The sequence below is a fragment of the Streptomyces sp. BR1 genome (genome assembly GCF_052373795.1).
Classification (GTDB): Bacteria; Actinomycetota; Actinomycetes; order Streptomycetales; family Streptomycetaceae; genus Streptomyces.
Genome location: NZ_CM126252.1, coordinates 837,969 through 862,899, shown reverse-complemented (window position 1 = coordinate 862,899; position 24,931 = coordinate 837,969). Strand labels below are relative to the sequence as shown.

The following is a 24,931-nucleotide window of genomic DNA, read 5'->3' as shown; positions in this document are numbered from 1 at the left end:
GCTATCGCCGTGATTGCGCGGTCCTCGCGCACGTCGCGGCACACCCCGGAGCGGCGACTCGCCAAGTGGCTCGAGCCGTCGGAGCCCCTGAGCGTGTCGTCGCCCGAAACCTCGACCGCCTCACTGATGACGGGCTGCTTGTGCTCGTCATTGGCGGCGCGACTCCAGCCCTGCGGTCCTACCGACTGGCTTCCTGACGGGTGCGGAACCTTCTTCGAAGGCCGGGAGCGCGTCCTGCTGGGCGATACATAGCAGATGATCCCCGGTTAGCAAAACCGGGGATCGTCCGGACCATTGGTGCTGTTCGTCTTCGGCTGCGCTTGGCGGTGGAGCCGTAGTGGACGGTATAGCCCATTCATTCGCCCAGCCCCTCACTGGCGGCGGCATAGCGCAGGTATTTCCACGTATTCGAGGAGAGTGAGTCTTCTGTCCGATCCCATCAAGAAACTTCCACCGAACTCGAAGGGGAAGATTAGATACCAGTTTGTTGTCGATGCCGGGATCGACCCCGAATCCGGGAAGCGCAAACAGTTGAGGCGAACCTTCGATTCGTTGAAGGAAGCGAAAGCTGCGTACGCGAACATATCTAACCGGCGGAACGAGGGCTCGTTCGTCCCGCCCAACAAGATCACCGTGAACGAGTGGCTCGATCGATGGCTGGCCATGAAAGCCGATGACCTTGAAGAGACCACCATCTACAGCTACACGATTACCCTAGATCGAGTTCGGGGGAGACTTGGCCATATCCGCCTCCAGGACCTAACCGAAGAGCACGTGGAGGAATGGAGGGACTGGGCCCTGGCGCATGGTCGTGTGCGTGGAAAAAGGGCAGGGACGCCGCTCGGCGTCACGAGCGTGGATATGAGCCTTGCCCGGCTGAAGGAGGCTCTGGGGAGAGCCGTTACCCGGCGGTTGATTTACGTCAATGTTGCTGCACATGTCACCATTCCCCGTAGGGCGCGCAAAGAGGAGCGGAAGAATAAGGAAGAGGTGCAGCCCTGGAACGTCCAGGAGGTTCAGAGGTTCATCCACGGCATTATGGGAGAACGTCTCTATGCTGCGCTTCTCCTTTCGCTGATGGGGCTCCGTCCGGCTGAAGTCTGTGGTCTTCGGTGGGAAGACGTTGACTTGGAGAACGCCACGATCGACATTGCCAACACGCGCACGATGATGGGCAACCGTCACGTGGTGGAGAAGGACACCAAGTCTCTCGCGGGTGAGCGGGCTCTGCCACTGCCGGCGCCCGTGCTAGATGCTCTCAAAGCGTTCCGGGCTCTCCAGGACGAGGAGAGGCTCGCCCTGGGGGAGGCATACGTAGTATCCGGCTACGTGCTGGTGCACGAGACGGGACTCGCTTTCACGATCAAGCAGCTTCGGCGGCGTGCATACCGGCTCATGCAGCTCCTCGGGCTCCGTCGCGTCAGGCTCTACCTGGCACGTGCGGCGTGCTTCACCTACCTGGCCAACCGCGGTGTACCGGACCACATCCTCGCGCGATGGGCCGGGCATAAAAACGTCAAGACGACCAAGCGGTGGTACGTCAAGCCGGATGTAGAGGATCTTCGCGGAGCCGCCGCCACCTGGGAGGGCCTGCACGGGGGTACGGCGGAGGGGCAAGCGTGAGCCACGCGCTGCACCCGCCGAGCTTGCAGAGCCGTATGGCCAGCAGGACTGACACGTAATCGGAGTTCGGTTGCTGGTAGTGGGCCGATAGGGGGGGGAGGGGCCAGCCGGCTGCGGCCGTGTCTCCTGCCCGGGGAGCACAGATCTCGTTCGCCATGCTCTGTTCAAGCTGCTCGTGGGGAGATCGTGGAAGGTTTCCAGGCCGGCCACGCCGAACCTCGTCCGCGCCACCACACTCGGTGTGTCACCTGAGTCACCTGGATGCCGTGCCCTACGGCAAGGTCTTGCCCGTAGGGCCCACGGCCGACGCGGTCACGAGGACACGTCGGAGACGCACGCTCGAATACTCAAGGGTTCCGGCTGTACCGGGACCTGCCGTGGCGAGAGAGCCAAGACCCGCTAGGTTCACCCCGGCGATGTGACTTTTCGTGACTGATGAGAGGGTCGGGCAGGTGAGCGAGACACCGAAGAACACCCTGCAATACCGCTCTGACGGGCCAGAAGACGCTCCCGTCCTGGTTCTGGGCCCCTCCCTGGGTACTACATGGCATATGTGGGACCGCCAGATACCCGAGCTCGCCGCGCACTGGCGGATCGTCCGCTTCGACCTTCCCGGGCACGGGGGCGCCCCTGCCCACCCGGCGGCCACTGTCGCCGAGCTCGGGGACCGGCTGGTCGCCACTCTGGACGAGCTGGGCGTACAGCGGTTCGGGTACGCCGGTAGCGCGATCGGGGCGGCTGTCGGTGCGGATCTCGCGTTGCGTCACCCGCAGCGGCTGACCTCGCTCGCGCTGATCGCCGCCTCCGCCCGGTTCGGTACCGCCGACGAGTTCCGTCAGCGGGGTGTGGTCGTGCGCAGCAACGGTATGGACCCCATGGCCCGCAGCGCGCCCGAGCGCTGGTTCACGCCGGTGTACGCGGCGGCGCAGCCCGCGATCGTGGACTGGGCCGTCCAGATGGTCCGCACCACCGACGCCGGGTGCTACATCGCCGCCTGCGAGGCGCTGGCCGCCTTCGACATCCGCGCCGACCTCGCCCGTATCGGCGTGCCCACGCTGGTGCTCGTCGGCGCCGAGGACCGGGTGACCGGCCCCGGCGACGCCCGCACGCTGGTCGCCGGGGTGCCGGACGCGCGGCTCGCGGTGGTGCCGGGCGCGGCCCATCTGGCGCCGGTCGAGCAGCCCGCCGCCGTCACCGACCTGCTCGTGCATCATTTCCAGACCGCCTGGCAGGACGCGCCCGCGGCCGGTGTGGCGCTCGCACCGCCCGTTGCCGCACCCGCCGCACCCGTCGCGCCGGTCATGCCCGCCGCCCCCGTCGTCCCCGCCGCACCCCAGGCCCCCCAGTCGCCCGGGACCCTGCACATCCCCGTCCCGCCCGCCGAGGTCCCCGTGCCCGTGGAAGCCGGGCGGCCCGATCCGTACGACGCGGGCATGAAGCTGCGGCGCGAAGTCCTCGGCGACGCGCGCGTGGACGAGGAGACGGGCGGCGCGGACGGCTTCACCGGTGACTTCCAGGAGCTCGCCACCCGGTACGCCTGGGGCGAGGTGTGGGCCCGCGACGGGCTCGACCGGCGCACCCGGGCCGTCGTCGCGCTCACCGCCCTGGTCACCGCCGGGCACCTGGACGAGCTGGCCGGGCACACCCGCGCCGCCCTGCGGGCCGGGCTCACCCCCGACGAGATCCGCGAGGTCCTGCTCCAGACCGCCGTGTACTGCGGCTTCCCGGCCGCCGGTGCGGCCTTCAAGGTGGCCGCCGCGGTGATCCGCGAGGAGACCACGCCGCAGGCGTAGCAGGATGGGGCCATGAGCCTGAAGCTGACGAAGAAGAGCCACTCGTGCGTACGCCTGGAGAAGGACGGCCGGACGCTGGTCATCGACCCCGGCAACTTCAGCGAGGCGGACGCCGCGCTCGGCGCCGACGTCCTCCTCGTCACCCATGAGCACCCGGACCACTTCGACGAGGAGCGGCTGCGGGCGGGCCTGGAGGGCAACCCGGGCGCCGAGATCTGGACCCTGCGCAGCGTCGCGGAGAAGATCTCGGCGGCCTTCCCCGGCCGCGTCCACATCGTCGGCCACGGCGACACGTTCAGCGCGGCCGGGTTCGACGTCCAGGTCCACGGCGAGCTGCACGCGGTGATCCACCCGGACATCCCGCGCATCACCAACGTCGGCTATCTGGTGGACGGTTCGCTCTTCCACCCCGGCGACGCGCTCACGGTCCCGGACCACCCCGTGGACACGCTGATGCTGCCCGTACAGGCACCCTGGAGCAAGATCTCCGAGGTCATCGACTACGTACGCGAGGTCAAACCGCGCCGCGCCATCGACATCCACGACGCGCTCCTGACCGACCTCGCCCGGCCGATCTACGACCGCCAGATCGGCCAGCTGGGCGGCGCCCCCCACGAGCGGCTGACCCCGGGGGACTGCACGGATCTGTGAGTGTCAGACCCCGCGGTTAGGCTGTCGGACATGCGCATCGCGACCTGGAACGTCAACTCGATCACCGCCCGGCTGCCCCGTCTCCTGGCCTGGCTGGAGAACACCGGCACGGATGTGCTGTGCATCCAGGAGACCAAGACGACCGCCGAGGGCTTCCCCGCCGCCGAGCTCCGCGAGCTGGGCTACGAGTCGGCGGTCAACGCGACGGGGCGGTGGAACGGGGTGGCCCTGGTCTCCCGCGTCGGCCTCGACGACATCGTCACCGGGCTGCCCGGCGACCCCGGCTTCGAGCACACCCTGGAGCCCCGCGCCATCTCGGCGACCTGCGGCGGAGTGCGCCTGTGGTCGGTGTACGTGCCGAACGGCCGCGAGGTCGGCCACGGCCACTACGCGTACAAGCTGGCCTGGTTCGAGGCGCTGAAGGCGGCCGTCGCCCAGGACGCGGCGGGGGAGCGGCCGTTCGCGGTGCTCGGTGACTTCAATGTCGCCCCGACCGACGAGGACGTCTTCGACGTGGCGTTCTTCGAGGGCCAGACCCATGTCACCCCGGCCGAGCGCGCGGCGCTTGCGGCGCTGCGCGAGGCTGGCCTCTCGGACGTGGTGCCGCGCCCCCTCAAGTACGACCGGCCGTACACGTACTGGGACTACCGCCAGCTGTCGTTCCCGAAGAACAAGGGCATGCGCATCGACCTGGTGTACGGCAACGGATCGTTCGCCAAGGCGGTCAAGGACAGCTATGTGGACCGCGAGGAGCGCAAGGGCAAGGGCGCTTCCGACCACGCCCCGGTGGTCGTCGACCTGGAGATCTGAGAGATCCGGGCGCCGGTCCGCGGATCCGGGCAGAGCCGGTCCGCAGATCGGAGAATCGCACCCGCCGTCAACTCCGCGTGCCCAGTGGTGCGCGCCGGTGTGCCGGTGGGACGCTGGCGCCATGAACATCCTGGACAACTGGCGCAAGCGGCATGGCTCGCAGCGGACGACGGCGCTCGCGGAGGCGGTGCAGACCGATCCGGAGGGCGTGGGCGAACTGCTCGCCGAGTGCGAGCTGCTGCGGGTCAGGGCGCAGCAGGCCGGGCTCGAACTCGACGACAGCCCGGCCTCGTTGGCGGCGCTCGACCAGCTGACCCCGCGCTGGCGCGACGACCCGGAGGAGCTGCCCTGGCTCGGCAACGACGCCGGGCTCTACCTCGGGACCGTGCTGGTGCGCACCGTCGAGGGCGCCTCCTGGCAGATCTGGCCGAGCGGGCAGCCGGTGGTCCGGCTCGTCTCGGGGCGCGAGATCGACGTGGTCGGGGCCGGGACCGAGTGGGCGGCGGGCGGCACGCCCGAGCTCTCCCAGGTGTACGCGGAGGCGGCCGAGGTCTGACGGCCCACCGGACCCATAACCGCACGAGCCCCCAACCGCATGACCGCGTAACCCCACGAACGCGTAACCCAAAATACGGTTTATGTCCTGTTCGTGCGTGTCGAGGTGAAGTCCCTTTCCGGGCTGGATAGTTTGCGCTGACCTCGACACAGCGATGAGTGGGCAGGACAGCGTATGGCCGTCGATCCGTTGATCGAGCTGCGTGACGTCAACAAGTACTACGGGAAGTTGCACGTCCTCCAGGACATCAACCTCACCGTCGGACGCGGGGAGGTGGTGGTGGTCATCGGCCCGTCCGGCTCGGGCAAATCGACGCTCTGCCGGACGATGAACCGCCTGGAGACCATCGAGTCGGGCTCGATCTCCATCGACGGGCAGCCGCTTCCCGAGGAGGGCAAGGGGCTCGCGGGGCTGCGTGCCGAGGTCGGCATGGTCTTCCAGTCGTTCAACCTCTTCGCGCACCGCACCGTCCTCGCCAACGTCTCGCTCGCCCAGATCAAGGTCCGCGGCCGCAAGAAGGAGGAGGCCGACAAGCGCTCGCGCGAACTCCTGGAACGCGTGGGCCTCGCCTCCCAGGCCGACAAGCTCCCCGCCCAGCTCTCCGGCGGCCAGCAGCAGCGCGTGGCCATCGCCCGCGCGCTCGCCATGAGCCCCAAGGTCATGCTCTTCGACGAGCCCACCTCGGCGCTCGACCCCGAGATGATCAACGAAGTGCTCGAAGTCATGCAGCAGCTCGCCCGGGACGGCATGACCATGGTCGTCGTCACCCATGAGATGGGCTTCGCCCGCTCCGCAGCCAACCGCGTCGTGTTCATGGCCGACGGCCGGATCATCGAGGACCGCACCCCCGACGACTTCTTCACCAACCCGCAGAGCGAACGGGCCAAGGACTTCCTCTCCAAGATCCTCAAGCACTGAACGGGGAGTGGACGCAACGATGACGCGTACGCGACGCGCGCTCGCCGCGCTGGCGCTGGTCCTGGCCGCCGCCGGGTGCGGCAAGTCGGGCAGCCCGCCGGTCAAGGGGCCCAAGGCCGGGGAACTGCCGCACTACCAGGTCATGACGGGCTTCACGCTGCCGGACTCCTCGGTCTGGCGGCGGGCGAAGAACCGCGGCCATCTGGTCGTCGGCGCCAAGGAGGACCAGCCGTACATGGGCGAGAAGGACCCGGCCACCGGCGTCTACTCGGGCTTCGACATCGAGATCGCCAAGATGATGTCCGCCTCGCTCGGCTTCGACCCGAGCACCATCGACTTCAAGACCATCGCCTCGGCCAACCGCGAGACCGCCCTGCAGAACGGCCAGGTCGACTACTACGTCGGCACCTACACCATCAACGACAAGCGCAAGAAGCTGGTCGGCTTCGCCGGGCCGTACTACCAGGCCGGCCAGGGTCTGCTGGTGCGCACCGACGAGAAGGACATCAACGGGCCGCAGGACCTGAACGGCAAGCGCGTCTGCTCGGCCGCGGGCTCCACCCCGTACCAGCGCATCCAGAAGGACTACCCGAAGGCCGACCTCGTCGCGTACGACACGTACTCGGTCTGTGTCGACAATCTGCTGAGCTATCAGGTCGCCGCCGTCACCACCGACGACACCATCCTCAGCGGCTATGCCGCCAAGGTGCCCGACGAGCTGAAGGTGGTCGGCAAGCCCTTCTCCAAGGAGCCGTACGGCGTCGGGGTGCCGCGCGGGGACAACGCGCTGCGGTTCGCGCTCGACGACGCCATCGCGACCCATGAGAAGAACGGCGACTGGCAGAAGGCGTACGACGCGACGCTCGGCCTGTCGGGGCGCAAGGCCGCGCCCGCCCCGCCCATCGACCGCTACCCGGCGAGCTGAGGCCCCGCATGGACGTACTGACCAAGAACTTCTCGCTGTACGGCAAGGGCTTCCTCGGCACCGTCGAGCTCACGGTCTACGCCTCGGCCGTCGCGCTGGTGCTCGGCTTTCTGATGGCCTCGTTCCGGGTCTCGCCGGTCGGCTCGTTCCGGGCACTCGGCACGGTGTGGGTCAACGTGCTGCGCAACACCCCGCTCACGCTGCTCTTCTTCGCGGTGCTGCTCGGTCTGCCGCGCTTCGGACTGGTCCTGCCCTTCAAGGTGTTCGCGGTGATCGCGCTCGGCTGCTACACCTCGGCGTTCATCTGCGAGGCGCTGCGCTCCGGCATCAACACCGTGCCCACCGGCCAGGGCGAGGCGGCCCGCAGCCTCGGGATGACGTTCGGCCAGACGCTCAACGCGGTGGTGCTGCCGCAGGCGTTCCGCTCGGTGATCCCGCCGATCGGCTCCACGCTCATCGCACTCGCCAAGAACTCGGCGATCGCGGGCGCGTTCAGCGTCACCGAGTTGCTCGGCACGTACAAGACGCTCAGCGAGCTCGGCTACAACATCATCTGGACGTTCCTCTGGATCGCCGTCGGATACCTGATCATCACCCTCACCATCAGCGCGATCTTCAACCTCATGGAGAAGCACTGGGGAGTCGCCCGATGACCGCACAGCTGTCCACGCAGGCCACCGCCCTCTACGACATCCCGGGCCCCAGGACCCGTCAGCGGCACCTGCTCTACGGGCTCGTCTCGACGGTGCTGATCCTCGCCCTGGTCGGCTGGGTGATCTATCTCCTGTTCGACACCAACCAGTTCACCGCCGGCAAGTGGACACCGTTCGAGTACAAGGGGATCCAGCGGCTGCTGCTGCGCGGGCTCGGCAACACGCTGCGGGCCTTCGCCTTCGCGGCGCTGCTCTCCCTGGCGCTCGGCGCGGTCCTTGCGACCGGGCGGCTCTCCGACCACCGGCCCGTGCGCTGGATCGCCACGCTGCTGGTGGAGTTCTTCCGCGCCATGCCCGTACTGGTCATGATCTTCTTCATCTTCGTGGCGCTGAAGGTGCAGCCGTTGCCGGCGCTGGTGGCCGGACTGACCCTCTACAACGGCTCGGTGCTCGCCGAGGTGTTCCGCTCCGGCGTCAACTCCGTGGAACGCGGCCAGAAGGAGGCGGCATTCTCACTCGGGATGCGCAAGACGCAGGTCATGACGTACGTGCTGGTCCCCCAGGGGATCCGGGCGATGCTGCCGACGATCATCAGTCAGCTGGTGGTCGCGCTGAAGGACACCTCGCTGGGCTATCTGATCACCTATGAGGAGTTCCTGCACGCGGGGAAGCTCATCGCATCGAATCTCGACTACGATTTGCCGTTCATCCCCGTGGTGATGGTGATCTCGCCGATCTACATCGGGATGTGCATGCTGCTCTCCTGGTTCGCCACCTGGATGGCCAGGAGACAGAAGCGCAATCCCAAGACGGAGGCCGTGGAAGTCGCCCCGGCCGAACCAGGAACGCTACTGCCGGGGGGACCCCGCCCAGGGCCCTGAAAGGCCCTGGGGGAGCAGTGGCAAGGGGGCAAGGCCCACCCGGCAGCAGCCGGTGATCACTCCTCGCGGAGAGGGACCGTCAGATACGACGGGTCTGACGCGGGCGAGGAGAAGGTCAGCTGCGCGCCGGTCGGGTTGTGCTCGATGTACAGCGGGTCGACGGTGTCCACCACCAGTGACCGGCTTGCCGAGGCCGAGCGGGCCCACGTCGTACAAGTCGCGACGAGGGTGCCGCTCTCCTTGGTGGGGGTGAGCGCGGTGTGCAGCTTGACGTTGTGCCGTACGCGCCGTTGCGGTTGATGTCATCCACACGGGTGACGGGGGAGCGTGTGTCAGCTGCTGGTGGTGCCGGAGGTGCCCGCGGTGCCGTTGAGGGCGCTCTTCTTCTGCCAGTCCGCCCAGCTCAGATTCCACTCGCCGTAGCCGTTGTTGAGCGCCTGGGTGCCCTTGGCCTCGTCGCCGGTGATCTCGAACGGGTCGCCGACCTGCACCTGGCCGTAGAGGTCCTTGGCGTTGGAGTCGCTCATGCCGATGCAGCCGGAGCTGTGGTTGGTGTTGCCGAAGTAGTCGGCGTTCCAGGGCGCGGCGTGCGCGTACATCCCGGACCAGGTCAGCCGCATCGAGTAGTCGACCATCTTGTTGTACGCGTCGCCGAGCCCGACCGTCTCGGAGTTCATGTTGATCGTGCCCTCCTTCGCCATCAGGACGGCCTTTCCGCGCCACGAGCCCTTCTCGCCGCCGGGCGTGCCGGCCGACACCGGGGTGTCCTTCACCAGCTTGTCGTCGCGGTAGAGCTTGAGGCGGTGGTTGTCGATGTCGACCTTGACGACCTGGTTCTTGCCGATGGTCACGTTCGTCGCGTAGTCACGGACGAACCAACCGCCGCCGGAGTCCACGCCGTTGAGGTCGGCGTTGAGCGTGACCTTCGTACCGCTCTTCCAGTACTCCTTGGGCCGCCAGTCGACCCGCGTCTTGCCCGAGTAGTCCTCCATCCAGCCCCAGGAGCCCTCGGTGTTGTTCGAGGTGGTCACCTTGAGCTGCTTCTCCACCTCGGCCTTGTTCTTCACCGGGTGGTCGAAGACGATCGACAGCGGCTGGCCGACGCCGACCGTGGAGTCCTTGCCGGGCACCAGGGTCAGCTTGTTGACCTTGTCGGGCGCGGCGGTCGCGAACGCGGCCTTGGCGGTCGAGCCCTTGTCGTCCTTCGCCTCGACCGTGTACGAGGTGCCGGGCGCGGCCTTGCGGTCCGAGGTCCACGTCTTCGCGTCGGCGGACACCTTCCCGGCGAGCTTGCCGCCCTTGGCGTCGGTGACCGTCACCTGCTGGAGCTTCCCGGCGGCCAGGGTCACCGTCACCGGCTGCCCCGCCTTCGCCTGCTGCCCCGTCAGATTCACCGATATCTCGGCCTTCTTGGCACCGGCCATGTCGGCGCCCCCCTTGCCGTCGCCGGAGCCGCCCGAGCCGCCGGAACAGGCGGTCAGCGCGGCGGCCAGCACCGCGGTACCGGCGATCGCGGCGAGACGGACCGAGCGGCCGAGCGGGGTGTGACGGCGTATGCGGCTCAACTGGAAAACCTCCCGTAGCAATGCTTCTCCAAAGGAGAGAGTCGACAGCCCGACTTTAGGTTGCGAAGAACGCCGGAAATCTCGGGATTTCGTATGTGACAAGGACCGCAGAGGAACGGTCATCGTCCCGTCACATTCGCCGCGCGGCCCGGTCATGGACCGCTGTGAGCATCCTGTGCATCCCCGCAGGACCGACGACGGGGCGCACTTGGGAGGCCACACGCGTGTCCGCACTGCTTGTGACCGGTGACCGTGACCAGGACCTGCAGCTGCGCGGCCTCAGCGTCGCCGAGTACCGGTCCTTTCTGGCGACCTGGAGCGGCGTGAGCTTTCTGCAGCACCCCTCGTGGGCACAGGTGAAGGACCAATGGTCCTCGGAAAGGGTCGGTTGGTACCTTGACAACGGGGAATTGAAGGGTGCGGCGCTCGTTCTCTACCGGCAATTCCCGGGCACCCGCAAATACTTCGCCTATCTGCCGGAGGGGCCGGTCGCCGACTGGGCCGACCCCGAAATCGACCGCTGGCTGGGGCCGTTGCTGCGCCATCTGCGCCGCGCGGGCGCCTTCGCCGTACGGATCGGGCCCTCGCCCGCGTACCGGCGCTGGAACGCGCCGCTGCTGAAGTCGGCGACCGGGCCGGGCCGCAAGATCGCCGATGTGCTCGCCAGTGAGGTCGACCCGCTCGGCACGGCCGTCGCCGAGCGGCTGCGGGCGCGCGGCTGGAAGCGGTGCGGCGGGGACGACGACGGGGACGCGGACGCCCAGCCGCGCTTCGTCTTCCAGGTGCAACTGGCAGGGCGCCAGCCCGACCAGCTGTGGAGCGGGCTCAACCAGGAGTGGCGGCGCAATGTGCGCACCGCCAAGAAGGCGGGCGTCGAGGTCCTGGTGGGCGGCGCCGCCGATCTGCCCGAGTTCTACCGGCTGCTGAGGATCACCGAGGAGCGCGACGGCTTCCGGCTCGGCCGCGACCTCGCGTACTACCAGCGCCAGTACGCCGTGCTCAACGCCGAGCAGCCCGGCCGTATGCGGCTCTACCTCGCCGTCCACCAGGGCGAGATCCTGGCCGCCCACACCATGATCACCGCGGGGCGGCGGGTCTGGTACCAGACAGGTGCCTCCGCGGATCACCGCCGTGAGGTGCGCCCCAGCAACGCGCTCCAGTGGCAGATGCTGCTGGACGCCCACGCGCTCGGCGCCGAGGTCTACGACATGCGCGGGATACCCTCGACCCTTGATCCAGACGACCGTCCCTTCGGTTTGCTGCGGTGGAAACTGGGCACCGGCGGACAGGTCGTCGAGACGTTGGGGGAGTGGGAGACACCGATGAACGGCACCGCCAACCACGCGCTGTACCGCGCGTTCCAGGCCTATCTGGCCCGCCGGTGACGGCACAGACCAGGACCGGGCCCCGGCACGCGGCGAAGGCGTCGGTCGGGCGCAGCGGCGCCGTGATGGCCGCCGGCTCGATCGTCTCGCGGGCCACCGGGTTCGTCCGCTCGGCGGTGGTCGCGGCGGCCCTCGGCGTCGGGCTCGTCGGCGACGGTTTCGCGGTCGCCAACAACGTCCCCAACATCCTGTACACCCTGCTCATCGGCGGCACCCTCAACGCGGTCTTCGTGCCCGAACTGGTCCGCGCCGCCAAGGAGCACAGCGACGGCGGCGCCGCCTACACCGACCGGCTGCTCACCGCCTGCACCGCCGCGCTCGTCGTCATCACGGCGGCGGCCGTGGCGGCCGCGCCCGCCATCGTCGGCCTCTACACCGACTACACCGGCGCCCAGGCCGACCTCACCCTCGCCTTCGCCCGCTACTGCCTGCCGCAGATCCTCTTCTACGGCCTGTTCACGCTGCTCGGCCAAGTCCTCAACGCGCGCGGCCGGTTCGGCGCCATGATGTGGACGCCGGTCCTCAACAACGTCGTCGTCATCGCGGTGTTCGGGCTCTACCTCGCCACCGCCGGCACGGCGGGCAACACCCTCAGCGCCGCCGACACCCGGCTGCTGGGCTGGGGCACCACCGCGGGCATCGCCGTCCAGGCGCTCGCCCTGGTCCCGGCCCTTCGCGCGGCCCGGTTCCGCTGGCGGCCCCGCTTCGACTGGCGCGGCAGCGGCATCACCCGCCCGCTGCGCTCGGCGGGCTGGCTGGTGCTCCTGGTGCTGACCAACCAGATCGCGTACTGGGTGGTCACCACGCTCTCCACCCGGGCCGGGCAGCACGCGCACACCGAGGGCGTGGCGGGCGGCGCGGGCTATGCCGCGTACACCAACGCGTATCAGCTGTGGGTGGTGCCGCACGGCATCGTCACCGTCTCGCTGCTCACCGCGCTGATGCCGAGGATGAGCCGGTCGGCCGCCGACGACGACCCCGCGGCGGTGCGGCGCGATCTCTCCTACGGGCTGCGCACCAGCGCCGCGATGATCGTCCCGGCCGCGTGCGCGCTGCTCGCGCTCGCGCCGTGGGTGATGGGCGCGGTCTTCGGGTACGCGCGCACCGGCCCCGACGACGTGGCGGTGATGGCGGGGATGCTCCAGGCGTTCGCGCCCGGACTCATCGCCTTCTCCGGGCAGTACGTGCTCTCGCGCGGCTTCTACGCGCTCGGCGACACCCGCACCCCGTTCCTGCTGAACCTGGTCATCGCCGGGTGCAACGCCGCCTTCTCGGCGCTCGCCTATGTGGTGCTGCCCGCGCGCTGGGCGGTGACGGGGATGGCCGGGGCGTACTCGCTCGCGCTGTTCATCGGGCTCGCGGTCACCGCGTACACCCTCAACCGCAGGCTGGGCGGCGGCGCGTTGCTGCGCTCGCCCGCCCTGGGCGCGCACGGCCGGCTGCTGCTCGGCTGCGCGCCCGCCGCCCTGCTCGGTTACGGGGCCGCCCGCGCGGCCGACCGGCTCGGCGACTTCGCGGCCGCCGGGGCCGGGGCCGCGGTGCTCCTGGTGACGGTGGCGCTGCTCGCCCGTCCGCTGCGGCTCGACGGGATCAACGACATGGTCGGCAAACTGCGGGGCGGCCGGGGCCGCTGAGGCGCTCCGGTACTGCCGGGTTACTTGGGTCAACTGAGCCCTACGAGACTGCTGGGATACTGATCTTCATGCCACGCGTGCTGCTCATCGAGGACGACCCCTCCGTACGGGAAGGGGTCGAGCTGGGCCTGCGCAGGCGCGGCCATGAGGTGAGCGCCGCCGAGACCGGCGAGGCCGGGCTGGCGGCGCTCAAGACGTTCCAGCCCGAACTGGTCCTGCTCGATCTGATGCTGCCCGGCATCAACGGCGTACAGGTCTGCCGGAAGATACGCGAGACCAGCCAGCTGCCGATCATCATGCTCACCGCGCGCGGCGACGACTTCGACGTGGTGGTCGGCCTCGAAGCGGGCGCCGACGACTACATCGTCAAGCCCGCCCGCACCGAGGTCATCGAGGCGCGCATCCGGGCCGTACTGCGCCGGCTCGCCGACCCGGGCGGGCGGCCCGGCCTCGAATTCCACGGTGAACTCGCCCTGGACCGGGCGGGGCTCACCGCCGCCAAGTCGGGCGAGCGGGTGCCGCTCGCGCCCTCCGAGCTGAAGCTGCTGCTGCATCTCGCCGCCTCGCCCGAGCAGGTCTTCAGCCGCCAGCAGCTGCTCGAATCGGTGTGGGAGCACAGCTACCACGGCGACGCGCGGCTAGTCGACGCCTGTGTACGGCGGCTGCGGCACAAGATCGAGGACGTGCCCGGCAGCCCGCTCTACATCCAGACCGTGCGCGGCTTCGGCTACCGCTTCGGCCCGCTGCAGTGACCGGCCGGTTCCACATACGCAGGCTCAGACGGGCCGGACGCCTTGGACTGCGGGCCCGGCTGGTCGCCGCGTTCCTGCTGGTCGCCGCGATCGCCGCGGGCACCACCGCGACCCTGATCTACCAGGAGGCGCGCTCGGCCATCCTCCAGCAGGCCCAGGACACCGCGGTCGCCCAGCTGCGCGACCAGATCGGCGCCCAGACGGTCAAGCTGCCGATGACCCGCACCTCGCTGCGCGAACTCAGCCTCGCCGTGGGCCGCCAGGGCAAGCCGCACCCCTGGTACGTGTTCGCCGAGTACGGCACGCTGCGCGCCTCCAACGTCAGCCAGACCACGTCGGGCGTCCTCACCGACGACCTGCGCCGCCGCGCCCGCGCCAATCCGCACGGCGCCTTCCAGCGGGTGGTGAAGGACGGCCAGCCCTGGCTCACCGTCGGCATGCCGGTGATGCTCGGCGTGGCGGGACAGCAGCCCGCGCAGCCCACCGGGATCACGGTGTACGCGGTGATGCCGCTCAGCACCGAGGAGGGCAACGTCCAGGCGATGGTCACCGCCGCCCGCGACGGCGCGCTGCCCGCGCTCGCCGTCGCCCTGGTGCCCGCGCTGCTCGCCGCGCGCAGTGTGCTGCGTCCGGTCCGCGATCTGCGGCGGGCCGCCAGCAGCATGGGCAAGGGCCGCCTGGACACCCGTATCGAGGTGAAGGGCTCGGATGAACTGGCCGATCTGGCCTGGACGTTCAACGAGTCGGCCGAGGCGTTGGAGCGGTCCGTCGAGGAGCTCCAGAAGGCCGAGGCCAGGGCCCGCAGGTTCGCCTCCGACGTCTCGCACGAGCTGCGCACCCCGCTCGCCGGGATGCTCGCCGTCACCGAGGTCCTGGACGAGGACGCGGCCCGGCTCGACCCCGACACGGCGGCCGCGGTCCGGCTCGTCTCCGCCGAGACCGGCAAGCTCGCCACCCTCGTCGAGGACCTGATGGAGATCTCCCGCTTCGACGCCAGGGCCGCCGAGCTCAACCTCGACGAGGTCGACGTCGCCGAGACGATCCGCAAGACCCTCCAGAACCGGCGCTGGGAGGACCAGGTCGGGGCCGAACTGCCGCACGGGATACGGGCGATGCTCGACCCCCGGCGCTTCGACATCGTCGTCGCCAACCTCGTCGGCAACGCGCTGCGGCACGGCACCGCCCCGGTCCGGGTGGCGCTGCGCGCCGACGGCGACCGGCTGGTGACCGAGGTGACGGACGGCGGCCCCGGGATCGCCCCGGCCGTGCTGCCGCACATCTTCGACCGGTTCTACAAGGCCGACGCCGCCCGCACCCGCTCGGCGGGCAGCGGACTCGGGCTCGCGATCACCCTGGAGAACGTACGGCTGCACGGTGGTACGGTCCGGGCGGCGAACGGGCCCGAGGGGGGCGCGGTGTTCACGGTCGAACTGCCGTTGCGGCCGCCGGGGGAGGAGGAGCGGTCATGAGACGCGGACGTTTCGCTCTGCTGTTCCCGGCGCTGCTGCTCCTGGTGGCCGGGTGCGGCATCCGCTCCACCGACGTCGTCGAGGTGGGCGACCCGGCCTTCGCGCATGTGGTGCCGACCGGCCCCGACGGCACCACCTTGTACCTCAAGGGCCCGAACGGACTGCTGGCGGTGGTCCGGGCCGAACCCCGCGTGCCGGACCTGCCGGGCCACGCCGTCATGCTGCTCCTGAACGGCCCCACCGAGGCCGAGAAGGACGCGGGGCTCGACACTGAACTGCCGCACTACTACGGCGGTCTCGCCGTCGGCAGGGACGGCGAGAGCATGACGATCCGGCTGGAGCGCGCCGTGCAGGACTTCTCGTCCCTCGCCCGGGAGCAACTGGTGTGCACGGCCTCGCACGCGGTGTCCCCGGACGAGCGCGTCACGGTGACGGTGATGGGCACCGACGGGAAACTGGGCCCCGCGAACTGCCCGTTCTGAGGCCCGGGTGCCGCCCGTGCGCGGGTGGTCTTGTCGGCGGCGCCCATGGGCGTCACCTTGGTGCGATGAGTGATCTGCCGGATGTCTTCGACCCGCGCCGGTACGCGGCCGGACCGCCCCACGACGACTACCGGGAACTGCGCGAGCGGCATCCGGTGGCCTGGCAGGAGGAGTACGAGGTGCTGGGCTGGCCCGCCGGGCCCGGCTTCTGGGCGGTCACCCGCCACGCCGACGTCGTACGGGTCCTGAAGGACGCGGCCACGTACTCCTCCGCGCTCGGCGCCACCCAGATCCGCGACCCCGCCCCCGGCGACCTGCCGTTCATCCGGCGCATGATGCTCAACCAGGACCCCCGACGGGATTCGAGCGCGGCAGACACGCATGACCACGGCAGGCTGCGGCGCCTGGTGAGCCGCGCGTTCACGCCCGGGCGCATCGACCGCTTCGAGACGGCGGTACGGGCCCGGGCACGCACCCTCCTCAAAGCCGCCCGGGACGGCGCCGAGGGCGGGGTGTTCGACCTGGTCACCGAGGTCACCGACGACTACGCGCTGCTCAACCTCGCCGATCTGCTCGGGGTGCCGGGCGCCGACCGGGGGCTGCTCCTGGAGTGGACCGAGCGGGTCATCGGCTACCAGGACCCGGACGAGCCGCCGGTCCTCGGCCCCGACGGACGCCCGGTCAACCCGCGCTCGCCCGCGATGCTGCGCGAGATGTTCGCGTACGCGCAGGAGCTCGCCGCGTACAAGAGGCGCGAGCCCGCCGACGACATCATGACCTCGCTCGCGCACTCCGAACTGCGCGACGCCGAGCTGGAGATGTTCTTCTTCCTGCTGACCGTGGCGGGCAACGACACCGTACGCAGCGCCGCGCCCGGCGGCTTCCTGGCGCTCGCCGAGCACCCGGACCAGCGGCGCGCGCTGCGGGCGGGCGAGGTGGCGCTGGACACCGCCGTCGACGAACTCCTGCGGTGGCACCCGCCGGTCCTCACCTTCCGCCGTACCGCCGCCACGGACACGGTCCTCGCCGGACAGCGGATCAGGGCCGGGGACAAGGTCGTGGTCTTCCACGCCTCCGCCAACCACGACGAGCGGGTCTTCACCGCACCCCACCGCCTGGACCTCGCCCGCACCCCCAACCCCCATGTCTCCTTCGGCGACGGCCCGCACGTCTGCCTGGGCGCCCACTTCGCCCGGCTCCAACTGCGCGTACTGCACGAGGAGGCACTGCGCCTGTTCCCCGAGCTCACCCTTGCGGGACCGCCACGCAGGCTGGTCTCCAACTTCATCAACGGGGTGAAGTCGCTTCCTCTGTCCGGGACTTAGCCCGCAGCCCGGTGCGAGGTGCGGACCGGTGGGGCCGGGGCGACGGCGGCGCGGGTGACGTCCGCGACGACCTCCACCACGTCCGGGCCGTACGCGAGCGAGTTGACGACCTTCAGGAGCAGACAGAAGGTGCCGTTGCCGTGCTTGCGGGCCAGCTTCTCGTGGTTGCGGGCGAGATAGCGGGTGGCGGCCTGGTTGGTGATGGCGCGCTGGCCGCAGAAGAGGAAGACGGGCCTGCCGTTCTGCCCGGCGGTGACCCGGGCGAGGATGACGTACTCGGCGACCCCGCCCTCCACCCGGTAGCGCTCGCTGCCGATGGTGAACGAGCCCCGGTCCGGGCCGGGTTCGGTGTCCACGTTCATCGAGACGCCGGGCAGCAGGGAGGCCAGATGCGCGGCCATCCGCCTGTTTGAGTACGGCCCCCCGAGGCAGAACTCGGTGCGTTCGCCGAAGCCCTGCTGGGTCATGTCGTGCTGGACTATCTGGGCGTGCGCCCCGCAGTCCTTGATCAGTGAGGAGAGTTCGAGCAGCGCGAACACGTCGAACCGGTGCACGGCGCCCTCGGCCCCCGCGTCCCGGTTGACCACAAGGAGGCACTCGGAGTGGTCGGGCAGCCCGAAGAAGGTCTGCTTGCGGCGGAGTTTGCGTTTCCAGAGGTAGGTACGGGTGAGCCAGCCCAGCGAGGCGCTGACGCCCGCCGCGACCACACCCAGCACGATATTGCGCACGTCGTCGTTCATGACCGGGCATGGTAGCGGGCGTTGGATGTCATGTTCGTGTCGCGTCGGTCGCGGTCCTGACGCGGCGCCCGGGGCGGAGTTACGCTGCGCGGACGTTCGCACCCAGGAGGTACGCATGCGTCGCTCCGCCGTCCGCAGTCTCTCCGTACTGGCCGTCGCCGCGGCCGTGGCGGCCTCGGTCGCGGCCGCCCCGCCGGGCACCGCGCCACCACCGGTGAAGAGCCCGGAGGCGGTGGGGTACGGAGGCGCGGTCGCCAGCGTCGACGTGGACGCCACCGCCGCCGGTATCGACGTCCTCAAGCACGGCGGCAACGCGGTGGACGCCGCCGTCGCCACGGCTGCCGCCCTCGGCGTGACCGAGCCGTACTCGTCGGGCATCGGCGGCGGCGGATACTTCGTCTACTACGACGCCAAGTCCCGCACCGTGCACACCATCGACGGCCGCGAGACCGCCCCGCACTCCGCCACCTCCTCGCTGTTCCTGGAGAACGGCAAGCCGCTGGCGTTCCCGGACGCGGTGACCAGCGGGCTCAGCGTCGGCACCCCCGGCACCGTGGCCACCTGGGACGCGGCGCTCGACGCCTGGGGTTCCAAGCCGCTGAGCCGGCTGCTCAAGCCCGCCGAACATCTGGCGCGCGACGGATTCACCGTTGACTCCACCTTCCGCCAGCAGACCGCCGACAATCAGGCGCGGTTCGCCGACTTCCCCGCCACCGCCAAGCTCTTCCTGCCGGGCGGGCAGTTGCCCGCCGTTGGCTCCAAGCTGAAGAACCCCGATCTCGCGCGCACTTATGAGGAGTTGGGCCGCAAGGGCGTCGACGCGATCTACGACGGCGACCTAGGCCGCGACATCGTGAGAACCGTCCGCAAGCCCCCGGTCGCCCCCGGCTCCACACGGGTGGCGCGACCGGGCGACCTCACCGCGAAGGACCTGCGGTCGTACGAGGTGAAGCGGCAGGCCCCGACGAAGGTGGGCTACCGGGGGCTGAAGGTGTACAGCATGGCGCCCTCCTCGTCCGGCGGCACCACGGTCGGCGAGGCGCTCAACATCCTTGAGCACACCGACCTCTCCAAGGCGTCCGAGGTCCAGTATCTGCACCACTACATCGAGGCGAGCCGGATCGCGTTCGCGGACCGGGGGCGCTGGGTGGGCGACCCGGCGTTCGAGGACGTACCGACCAAGGGCCTGCTCTCGCAGAAGTTCGCCGACTCGCGCGCCTGCCTGATCAGCGACACCAAGGCGCTCACCAGCCCGCTGGCACCCGGCGACCCCCGGCACCCAGCGGCCTGCGGCACATCGGGCCAGGCGTCGCCCACCACGTACGAGGGCGAGAACACCACGCATCTGACGGTGGCCGACAAGTGGGGCAACATCGTCTCGTACACGCTCACCATCGAGCAGACCGGTGGTAGCGGCATCACGGTCCCGGGGCGGGGTTTCCTGCTCAACAACGAGCTCACGGACTTCTCGTTCGCCCCGGCCAACCCGGCCGTCCACGACCCGAACCTGCCCGGCCCCGGCAAGCGGCCCCGCTCCTCGATGTCGCCGACGATCGTGCTCGACGGGCACGGCCGACCCGTGATGGCGCTCGGCTCGCCGGGCGGCGCGACCATCATCACCACCGTGCTCCAGTCGCTGATCAACCGTCTTGACCGGCATCTGCCGCTGGTGGACGCGATCGCGGCCCCGCGCGCCAGCCAGCGCAACGCGGCGACGACCGAACTGGAACCCGCGCTCTACAACAGCCCGCTCAAGACCCAACTGCGGGCGCTGGGGCAGGCGTTCACGCTCAACCCGGAGATCGGCGCGGCCACCGGGGTCGAGCGGCTGGCGGACGGCCGCTGGGTGGCGGCCGCCGAGAAGGTCCGGCGCGGCGGCGGCTCGGCGATGGTGGTGCGCCCGGCCGGGTGATTAATCGTCATAACCCGTCCGCCGGGCGGGTGAAGGGGGCGCGGCCCTCGTCCGACTACGGACGGGGGCCGCGTTCCATGTGATGCGGGTGGGGTTGACGCGCTCATGCAAACGGGCCAGATTGTGCGCGTCAGGTAAGGAAACTTTCCTAACAGAAGGGTCCCCACGTGCGTACTCGAACGCTCGCCCTTGCCGTCGCCTCGGGCACCGCCCTGCTCGCCACCGCGGCCCTCCCGGCGGCCCGCGCCGCCGACGTGCCCACGCGTACCCAGGAAGGCACGGTCAGCGCCGCCGACCTGCTGTCCAAGGTGACGACCTGTTCGCAGATCTCCCACGGCAAGTACAAGACCGACAACGAGACGGCGGCGACCATTCCGGTGTGCGGCAAGAACGGGGCCGTGTTCTGGAAGGCCGACCTCGACGTCGACTGCGACGGCCAGACCACCACCGCCTGCAACCACACCACCGACCCGTGGTTCCAGGGCGACACCGCGTTCCACCAGTCCGACGGCAGGGCGCTGAACGCCGAGAAACTGCCGTACGTCGTCGTGCCCGGCTCCAGCTCCATCTGGAACTACAGCGCGGCGGGCATCAAGGGCGGCGGCGTGGTCGCCGTCATCTACAAGGACAGGGTCGAGTACGCGGTGGTGGGCGACACCGGTCCGGCGAAGATCATCGGCGAGGCGTCGTACGCCACCGCCAAGGCGCTCGGGATAAACCCCAACCCGGCCACCGGCGGCGCGGCCTCCGGAGTCACGTACATCCTGTTCAAGAACACCCAGGTCAAGCCGATCGAGAGCCACAGCGCGGCGGTGGCCCTGGGGGACCAGCTGGCGCGGGAGTTCCTGGCGAACAACTAGGCGTGGGTGTGGGGCGTGTGCGGACCGCCGAACGGTGGGCGGTCCGCACACATGTGGTGCGGGGAAGCCCTAGGTCACCGGGCACGGCTTCCACGAGAAGTGGTAGACGGTGGTGATGCTGGCGTCCGTGGAGTCCATGCTGATGAAGCTGGTGGTGTTGACCGGGTCGGAGCTGCCGACGCCGGCCCGCAGCTCGGTGTTGATGTTCAGATAGCGCTCCTCGCCACAGGGCTTGTAGACCAGCGCGGCCACGTCCGTGGTGTCGTTGGTCTGCCAGTCGTCGTCGAGCGGACCCTTGAACGGGTGCGCTATATAGGCCGTCTGCGACATGCCCTGGAAGTAGTAGTTCGCTCTCTCCTGCGCGGTCGCGCCGTTCTCCAGGTGCGCGAAGCCGCGGTAGTCGGCCGACGCGATCGCGTAGGTGAAGCCCTGCGGTACGTGGACGTTCAGCGCGAGCTGGCAGTTCTTGCGGAGGTCGGTCGGCGAGGCGCCCTTGCCGACCTGCGCCAGATAGTTGCTGTAGGTGACGGTGAACGCGGTGTTGTCCGGCGACACGGCGACGGCCGCGGTGCCTGCCGGGCACCCCGATCCGTTGACGGTCACGAGGTCGATCACGATCTTGTCGGGCGGCGGGGTGCCCCAGCCGGACGGGTGCTGGGAGGTGCTGAGCGGGGCGGCCAGCATGACGGCGGCCGCACCGCCGATGGCCAGTGCGTTGAACATGACGCTCCCTTCAGGTCATGTCGCCAGCCCGTTTCTCCTGTGGGGGGTTGGCAGGTCCATGGCACCAGGAGGTCACGTTCCGCGACAGGTACGGACCAGCCACCGTGGGGGTGACGAGGATGGCCCGAACGGTTTGTCATTTCCCCGCGCCCCGTAAGGGGCGCGGGGAACGGCGCGAGAAACCGAAGACGGCCCGCAGGCAGGGGACTTCAGGCGCCCCCGGAACGCTCAGACCCGCGTCAGAATCCGAGGACCGGAGTCCGTGATGGCCACCGTGTGCTCGGTATGCGCAGCCCGCACGCCGGTGACCGTACGCAGAGTCCAGCCGTCCGACGCCGGATAGTAGTCATCGGTCCCGTCGGCAATCAGCATCGGCTCGATAGCCAGAACCATCCCGTGCCGCAGTACCATCCCCCGCCCCCGACGCCCCTCGTTCGGCACCCCCGGGTCCTCGTGCATGTGGCGCCCCACACCATGGCCGCCGAACCCGTCCGGAATCCCGTACCCCGCCCCCCGGCACACCTTGCCGATCGCATGCGCGATGTCGCCGATGCGGTTGCCCACGACCGCCGCCGCGATGCCCGCCTCCAGCGCCTCGTACGCCGTGGAGATCAGCCGTACGTCCTCGGGCCGCGCCTTGCCGACCGTGAAGCTGATCGCCGAGTCGCCGACCCAGCCGTCCAGGGCCGCGCCGAAGTCGACGCTGACCAGGTCGCCGTCGCGCAGCCGGTAGCTGTCCGGGATGCCGTGCACGATCGCGTCGTTGACGGATATGCACGCGACGGCCGGGAACGGGACCGGCGCGAACTCGGGGTGATAGCCGAGGAACGGCGAGGACGCGCCCGCCGCGCGCAGCACCTCATGTGCCGCCGTGTCGAGTTCGAGCAGGCTGACGCCGACGTCGGCCGCGTCCCGTGCCGCCGCGAGCGCCCGGGCGACGACCCGCCCGGCCTCGCGCATCGCGTCCATCTGGATATCGGTCTTGATCTCTACCATTCCAATTACTATACCGGTCTGATCGCGTGCGTACGGCTGCGCAGGGATGCGCGTACGGGCGCGGTCGTCCGGTTCGTACAGAGTTGAGGGACCGTCAGAGAGCTTCCAGAATCGTGGCGTTGGCGAGTCCGCCCGCCTCGCACATGGTCTGGAGGGCGTAACGGGAGCCGCGCAGCTGCATCGCGTGGACCAGCGTGGTCATCAGGCGGGTGCCGCTGGCGCCGAGCGGGTGGCCCAGCGAGATCGCGCCGCCGTGCACATTGACCTTGGCGGGATCGGCGCCCGTCTCCTGCTGCCAGGCGAGCACCACGCTCGCGAACGCCTCGTTGACCTCGAACAGATCGATGTCGTTGAGGGTCAGACCCGCCTTGCGCAGCACCTTCTCCGTGGCCGGGATGACGCCGGTGAGCATCAGGATGGGGTCGGAGCCGGTGACGGCGAAGCTGTGCAGCCGCGCGAGCGGGCGCAGTCCGAGCCGGGCGGCGGTCTCGCTGGAGGTGATCAGTACGGCGGAGGCGCCGTCGTTGGTGGGGCTGCTGTTGCCCGCCGTCACCGACCAGTCGATCTGCGGGAACCGCTCGGCGAAGTTCGGGTCCACGAAGGAGGGCTTGAGCCCGGCGAGGACCGACGGGGTCGTCGCGGGGCGGATCGACTCGTCGCGGGTGAGCCCGGCGATCGGCATCGTCTCGGCGTGGAAGAGGCCCGCGTCCCAGGCCCGGGCGGCCTTCTGGTGCGACTCGGTGGCGAACTGGTCCATCTGCTCGCGGCCGATCGACCACTTCGCGGCGATCAGCTCCGCGCTGATGCCCTGCGGAACAAGACCCTCCGGGAAGCGGGCGGCGACCCCCGGCCCGAACGGGTCGGCGCCGGGCGGCACGTTCGACCACATCGGCACCCGGCTCATCGACTCCACCCCGCACGCCACGACCAGGTCGTACGCGCCCGACATGACGCCCTGCGCGGCGAAGTGCACGGCCTGCTGGGACGAGCCGCACTGGCGGTCCACGGTGGTGGCGGGAACGCTGTCCGGGAACCCGGCGGAGAGCCAGGCGTAGCGGGTCGTGTTCATCGCCTGCTCGCCGACCTGGTCGACGGTCCCGCCGATCACGTCGTCGACGAGCGCCGGGTCGACGCCGCTGCGCTCGACGAGGGCGCGCAGGGTGTGGGCGAGCAGCTCGACGGGGTGCGTCTGGGCCAGCGCCCCGTTCGGCTTCCCCTTTCCTATCGGGGTACGGACGGCTTCCACGATCACGGCGTCACGCATGGCGTGCTCCTCGTTTCGTTCTAGTCGCGCTACTCGCGAGTAGGTTGGAAAACTGGATTCACTGTAGCCCTATGGGTTGGAAAATCCAATGCACTTCCGTTTCTGGCTTACGGTGGAGGTATGACGACGTCGCAGAAGAACTCCCGGCCCTGCTCGATCGCCGACGCGCTCGGTGTCGTGGGGGAGAAGTACGCGCTGCTCGTGCTCCGCGAGGTCTTCTTCGGCGTCCACCGCTTCGACGCGATCGCGCGGAACGTGGGGGCGCCGCGTGACATCCTCACGGCCCGGCTGCGCCGGCTCGTGGACGCGGGCGTCCTGGAGAAGGTGCTGTACCACGACCGGCCCGCCCGGTACGAGTACCGGGCCACTGCGGCGGGGCAGGAGCTGCGGCCGGTGCTGTTGATGCTGATGCGGTGGGGGGATCGGCATCTGGCTGATGTGCCGCCTGTTGTGTGGGAGCACTCGTGCGGGGTCGATCTTGATCCGCAGATCGTGTGTCGGGCGTGTGGTGGGGAGGTTCATCGGCGGGATCTGACGTTGCGGATTCAGGTGCCGGGGTGGTCTGCGGAGGGCGCGGACACTGCGTGATGCCTGGGGGTGTGGTCTTTTGGGTGCGGGCCGGTGGGGGCTGGTCGCGCAGTTCCCCGCGCCCCTTTAGGGCACCCGGGACCCAGATGTGAGGGCCGGACCCCGCCCGGATTTTCGCGAGTCGGCTTAGACTCGGTCCATGGTCCGTACCCCACTCACCCCCGAAGAGCGTGAACGTGGCGAGCGGCTTGGGCGGTTGTTGCGGGGCGCTCGGGACGGGCGCAGCATGACCGAGGTCGCCGCGGCCGCCGGGCTCTCCGCCGAGACCCTGCGCAAGATCGAGACGGGTCGCGCCCCGACCCCGGCGTTCTTCACCGTGGCCGCCCTCGCCGGTGTGCTCGGGCTCTCGCTCGACGAGGTCGCCGGGCACTGCACCCTCCTCCCGGCCTAACAGATCCTGCGGGCGCCGTCGCCCGGCGCCACCGT

Annotated in this window: 24 protein-coding genes and 1 pseudogene; 19 read left to right on the top strand and 6 right to left on the bottom strand. The window is 69.8% G+C overall.

The window, feature by feature from the left end; translation table 11 throughout:
- Window positions 1–417: 417 nt before the first annotated feature.
- The 9 genes from ACT1U9_RS03890 (at window position 418) to ACT1U9_RS03850 (ending at window position 8,810) form a co-directional block, all read left to right on the top strand.
- Window positions 418–1,623: a tyrosine-type recombinase/integrase gene (locus ACT1U9_RS03890; protein WP_444536954.1), complete on the top strand. Its 1,206-nt coding sequence runs from the start codon at window positions 418–420 to the stop codon at window positions 1,621–1,623.
- A gap of 452 nt (window positions 1,624–2,075) precedes the next feature.
- Window positions 2,076–3,416 (top strand): bifunctional 3-oxoadipate enol-lactonase/4-carboxymuconolactone decarboxylase PcaDC, encoded by a 1,341-nt coding sequence (gene pcaDC, locus ACT1U9_RS03885; RefSeq protein ID WP_444536953.1) that lies wholly within the window; start codon window positions 2,076–2,078, stop codon window positions 3,414–3,416.
- 12 nt (window positions 3,417–3,428) lie between these two features.
- Entirely contained in the window at window positions 3,429–4,067 is a 639-nt protein-coding gene (locus ACT1U9_RS03880) for an MBL fold metallo-hydrolase (protein ID WP_444536952.1), read from the top strand.
- A gap of 30 nt (window positions 4,068–4,097) precedes the next feature.
- Window positions 4,098–4,877 carry an exodeoxyribonuclease III gene (locus tag ACT1U9_RS03875; RefSeq protein ID WP_444536951.1) on the top strand — a complete coding sequence of 260 codons (780 nt, stop codon included), beginning with the start codon at window positions 4,098–4,100 and terminating at the stop codon, window positions 4,875–4,877.
- Between the two features lie 121 nt (window positions 4,878–4,998).
- The gene (locus ACT1U9_RS03870; RefSeq protein ID WP_444536950.1) at window positions 4,999–5,433 is read left to right on the top strand and encodes a DUF6278 family protein; all 435 of its coding nucleotides are present in this window, start codon (window positions 4,999–5,001) and stop codon (window positions 5,431–5,433) included.
- Between the two features lie 174 nt (window positions 5,434–5,607).
- A complete protein-coding gene (locus ACT1U9_RS03865; RefSeq protein WP_444536949.1) occupies window positions 5,608–6,351 on the top strand; it encodes an amino acid ABC transporter ATP-binding protein in 744 nt (247 codons plus the stop codon).
- A 19-nt stretch (window positions 6,352–6,370) separates the two neighbouring features.
- Window positions 6,371–7,276, top strand: coding sequence for a glutamate ABC transporter substrate-binding protein (locus tag ACT1U9_RS03860; protein ID WP_444536948.1), 906 nt, complete (start codon window positions 6,371–6,373; stop codon window positions 7,274–7,276).
- A gap of 8 nt (window positions 7,277–7,284) precedes the next feature.
- Complete coding sequence (locus ACT1U9_RS03855; RefSeq protein ID WP_444536947.1) at window positions 7,285–7,929, top strand: amino acid ABC transporter permease; 645 nt, start codon at window positions 7,285–7,287, stop codon at window positions 7,927–7,929.
- Window positions 7,926–8,810 carry an amino acid ABC transporter permease gene (locus tag ACT1U9_RS03850; RefSeq protein WP_444536946.1) on the top strand — a complete coding sequence of 295 codons (885 nt, stop codon included), beginning with the start codon at window positions 7,926–7,928 and terminating at the stop codon, window positions 8,808–8,810. Before ACT1U9_RS03855 ends, ACT1U9_RS03850 begins: the two co-directional genes overlap by 4 nt.
- A 56-nt stretch (window positions 8,811–8,866) precedes the next feature.
- Here the strand turns inward: ACT1U9_RS03850 and ACT1U9_RS03845 are convergent.
- A pseudogene (locus ACT1U9_RS03845) lies at window positions 8,867–9,100 on the bottom strand (acyl esterase); the annotation flags it as partial.
- A gap of 42 nt (window positions 9,101–9,142) precedes the next feature.
- Entirely contained in the window at window positions 9,143–10,375 is a 1,233-nt protein-coding gene (locus tag ACT1U9_RS03840; RefSeq protein ID WP_444536945.1) for an Ig-like domain-containing protein, read from the bottom strand.
- Between the two features lie 224 nt (window positions 10,376–10,599).
- Between ACT1U9_RS03840 and ACT1U9_RS03835 the strand changes: the two genes are divergently transcribed.
- From ACT1U9_RS03835 to ACT1U9_RS03810, 6 genes are all read left to right on the top strand, one after another.
- Window positions 10,600–11,760, top strand: a complete 1,161-nt coding sequence (locus ACT1U9_RS03835; RefSeq protein ID WP_444536944.1) for a lipid II:glycine glycyltransferase FemX — start codon at window positions 10,600–10,602, stop codon at window positions 11,758–11,760.
- On the top strand, window positions 11,757–13,394 hold the full coding sequence (murJ, locus tag ACT1U9_RS03830; protein WP_444536943.1) for a murein biosynthesis integral membrane protein MurJ: 1,638 nt from the start codon (window positions 11,757–11,759) through the stop codon (window positions 13,392–13,394). Before ACT1U9_RS03835 ends, murJ begins: the two co-directional genes overlap by 4 nt.
- Window positions 13,395–13,462: 68 nt before the next feature.
- The gene (locus ACT1U9_RS03825; RefSeq protein ID WP_444536942.1) at window positions 13,463–14,146 is read left to right on the top strand and encodes a response regulator; all 684 of its coding nucleotides are present in this window, start codon (window positions 13,463–13,465) and stop codon (window positions 14,144–14,146) included.
- Window positions 14,143–15,615, top strand: coding sequence for an ATP-binding protein (locus ACT1U9_RS03820; protein ID WP_444536941.1), 1,473 nt, complete (start codon window positions 14,143–14,145; stop codon window positions 15,613–15,615). Before ACT1U9_RS03825 ends, ACT1U9_RS03820 begins: the two co-directional genes overlap by 4 nt.
- The gene (locus tag ACT1U9_RS03815) at window positions 15,612–16,097 is read left to right on the top strand and encodes a hypothetical protein (protein WP_444536940.1); all 486 of its coding nucleotides are present in this window, start codon (window positions 15,612–15,614) and stop codon (window positions 16,095–16,097) included. The genes ACT1U9_RS03820 and ACT1U9_RS03815 overlap by 4 nt, the downstream gene beginning before the upstream one ends.
- Window positions 16,098–16,162: 65 nt before the next feature.
- Window positions 16,163–17,422: a cytochrome P450 gene (locus ACT1U9_RS03810; protein ID WP_444536939.1), complete on the top strand. Its 1,260-nt coding sequence runs from the start codon at window positions 16,163–16,165 to the stop codon at window positions 17,420–17,422.
- Here the strand turns inward: ACT1U9_RS03810 and ACT1U9_RS03805 are convergent.
- Window positions 17,419–18,162, bottom strand: coding sequence for a hypothetical protein (locus ACT1U9_RS03805; RefSeq protein ID WP_444536938.1), 744 nt, complete (start codon window positions 18,160–18,162; stop codon window positions 17,419–17,421). The two genes, ACT1U9_RS03810 and ACT1U9_RS03805, sit on opposite strands and share 4 nt — an antisense overlap.
- A gap of 115 nt (window positions 18,163–18,277) precedes the next feature.
- On the opposite strand from ACT1U9_RS03805, the gene ggt reads away from it, so the two are divergent.
- Window positions 18,278–20,074, top strand: coding sequence for a gamma-glutamyltransferase (gene ggt / locus ACT1U9_RS03800; RefSeq protein WP_444536937.1), 1,797 nt, complete (start codon window positions 18,278–18,280; stop codon window positions 20,072–20,074).
- Window positions 20,075–20,241: 167 nt separating this feature from the next.
- On the top strand, window positions 20,242–20,934 hold the full coding sequence (locus ACT1U9_RS03795; protein WP_444536936.1) for a glycoside hydrolase family 75 protein: 693 nt from the start codon (window positions 20,242–20,244) through the stop codon (window positions 20,932–20,934).
- Between the two features lie 69 nt (window positions 20,935–21,003).
- On the opposite strand, the gene ACT1U9_RS03790 is transcribed toward ACT1U9_RS03795, so the two are convergent.
- The 3 genes from ACT1U9_RS03790 to ACT1U9_RS03780 form a co-directional block, all read right to left on the bottom strand.
- On the bottom strand, window positions 21,004–21,657 hold the full coding sequence (locus ACT1U9_RS03790) for a DUF4360 domain-containing protein (protein WP_444536935.1): 654 nt from the start codon (window positions 21,655–21,657) through the stop codon (window positions 21,004–21,006).
- A gap of 228 nt (window positions 21,658–21,885) precedes the next feature.
- Window positions 21,886–22,653 (bottom strand): type I methionyl aminopeptidase, encoded by a 768-nt coding sequence (map, locus tag ACT1U9_RS03785; RefSeq protein WP_444536934.1) that lies wholly within the window; start codon window positions 22,651–22,653, stop codon window positions 21,886–21,888.
- Between the two features lie 94 nt (window positions 22,654–22,747).
- Window positions 22,748–23,917, bottom strand: a complete 1,170-nt coding sequence (locus ACT1U9_RS03780) for a thiolase family protein (protein ID WP_444536933.1) — start codon at window positions 23,915–23,917, stop codon at window positions 22,748–22,750.
- Between the two features lie 120 nt (window positions 23,918–24,037).
- On the opposite strand from ACT1U9_RS03780, the gene ACT1U9_RS03775 reads away from it, so the two are divergent.
- Together ACT1U9_RS03775 and ACT1U9_RS03770 are read left to right on the top strand one after the other, a co-directional pair.
- Window positions 24,038–24,505 (top strand): winged helix-turn-helix transcriptional regulator, encoded by a 468-nt coding sequence (locus tag ACT1U9_RS03775; protein ID WP_444536932.1) that lies wholly within the window; start codon window positions 24,038–24,040, stop codon window positions 24,503–24,505.
- A 139-nt stretch (window positions 24,506–24,644) separates the two neighbouring features.
- Window positions 24,645–24,896 (top strand): helix-turn-helix domain-containing protein, encoded by a 252-nt coding sequence (locus tag ACT1U9_RS03770; protein WP_444536931.1) that lies wholly within the window; start codon window positions 24,645–24,647, stop codon window positions 24,894–24,896.
- Window positions 24,897–24,931 lie beyond the last annotated feature (35 nt).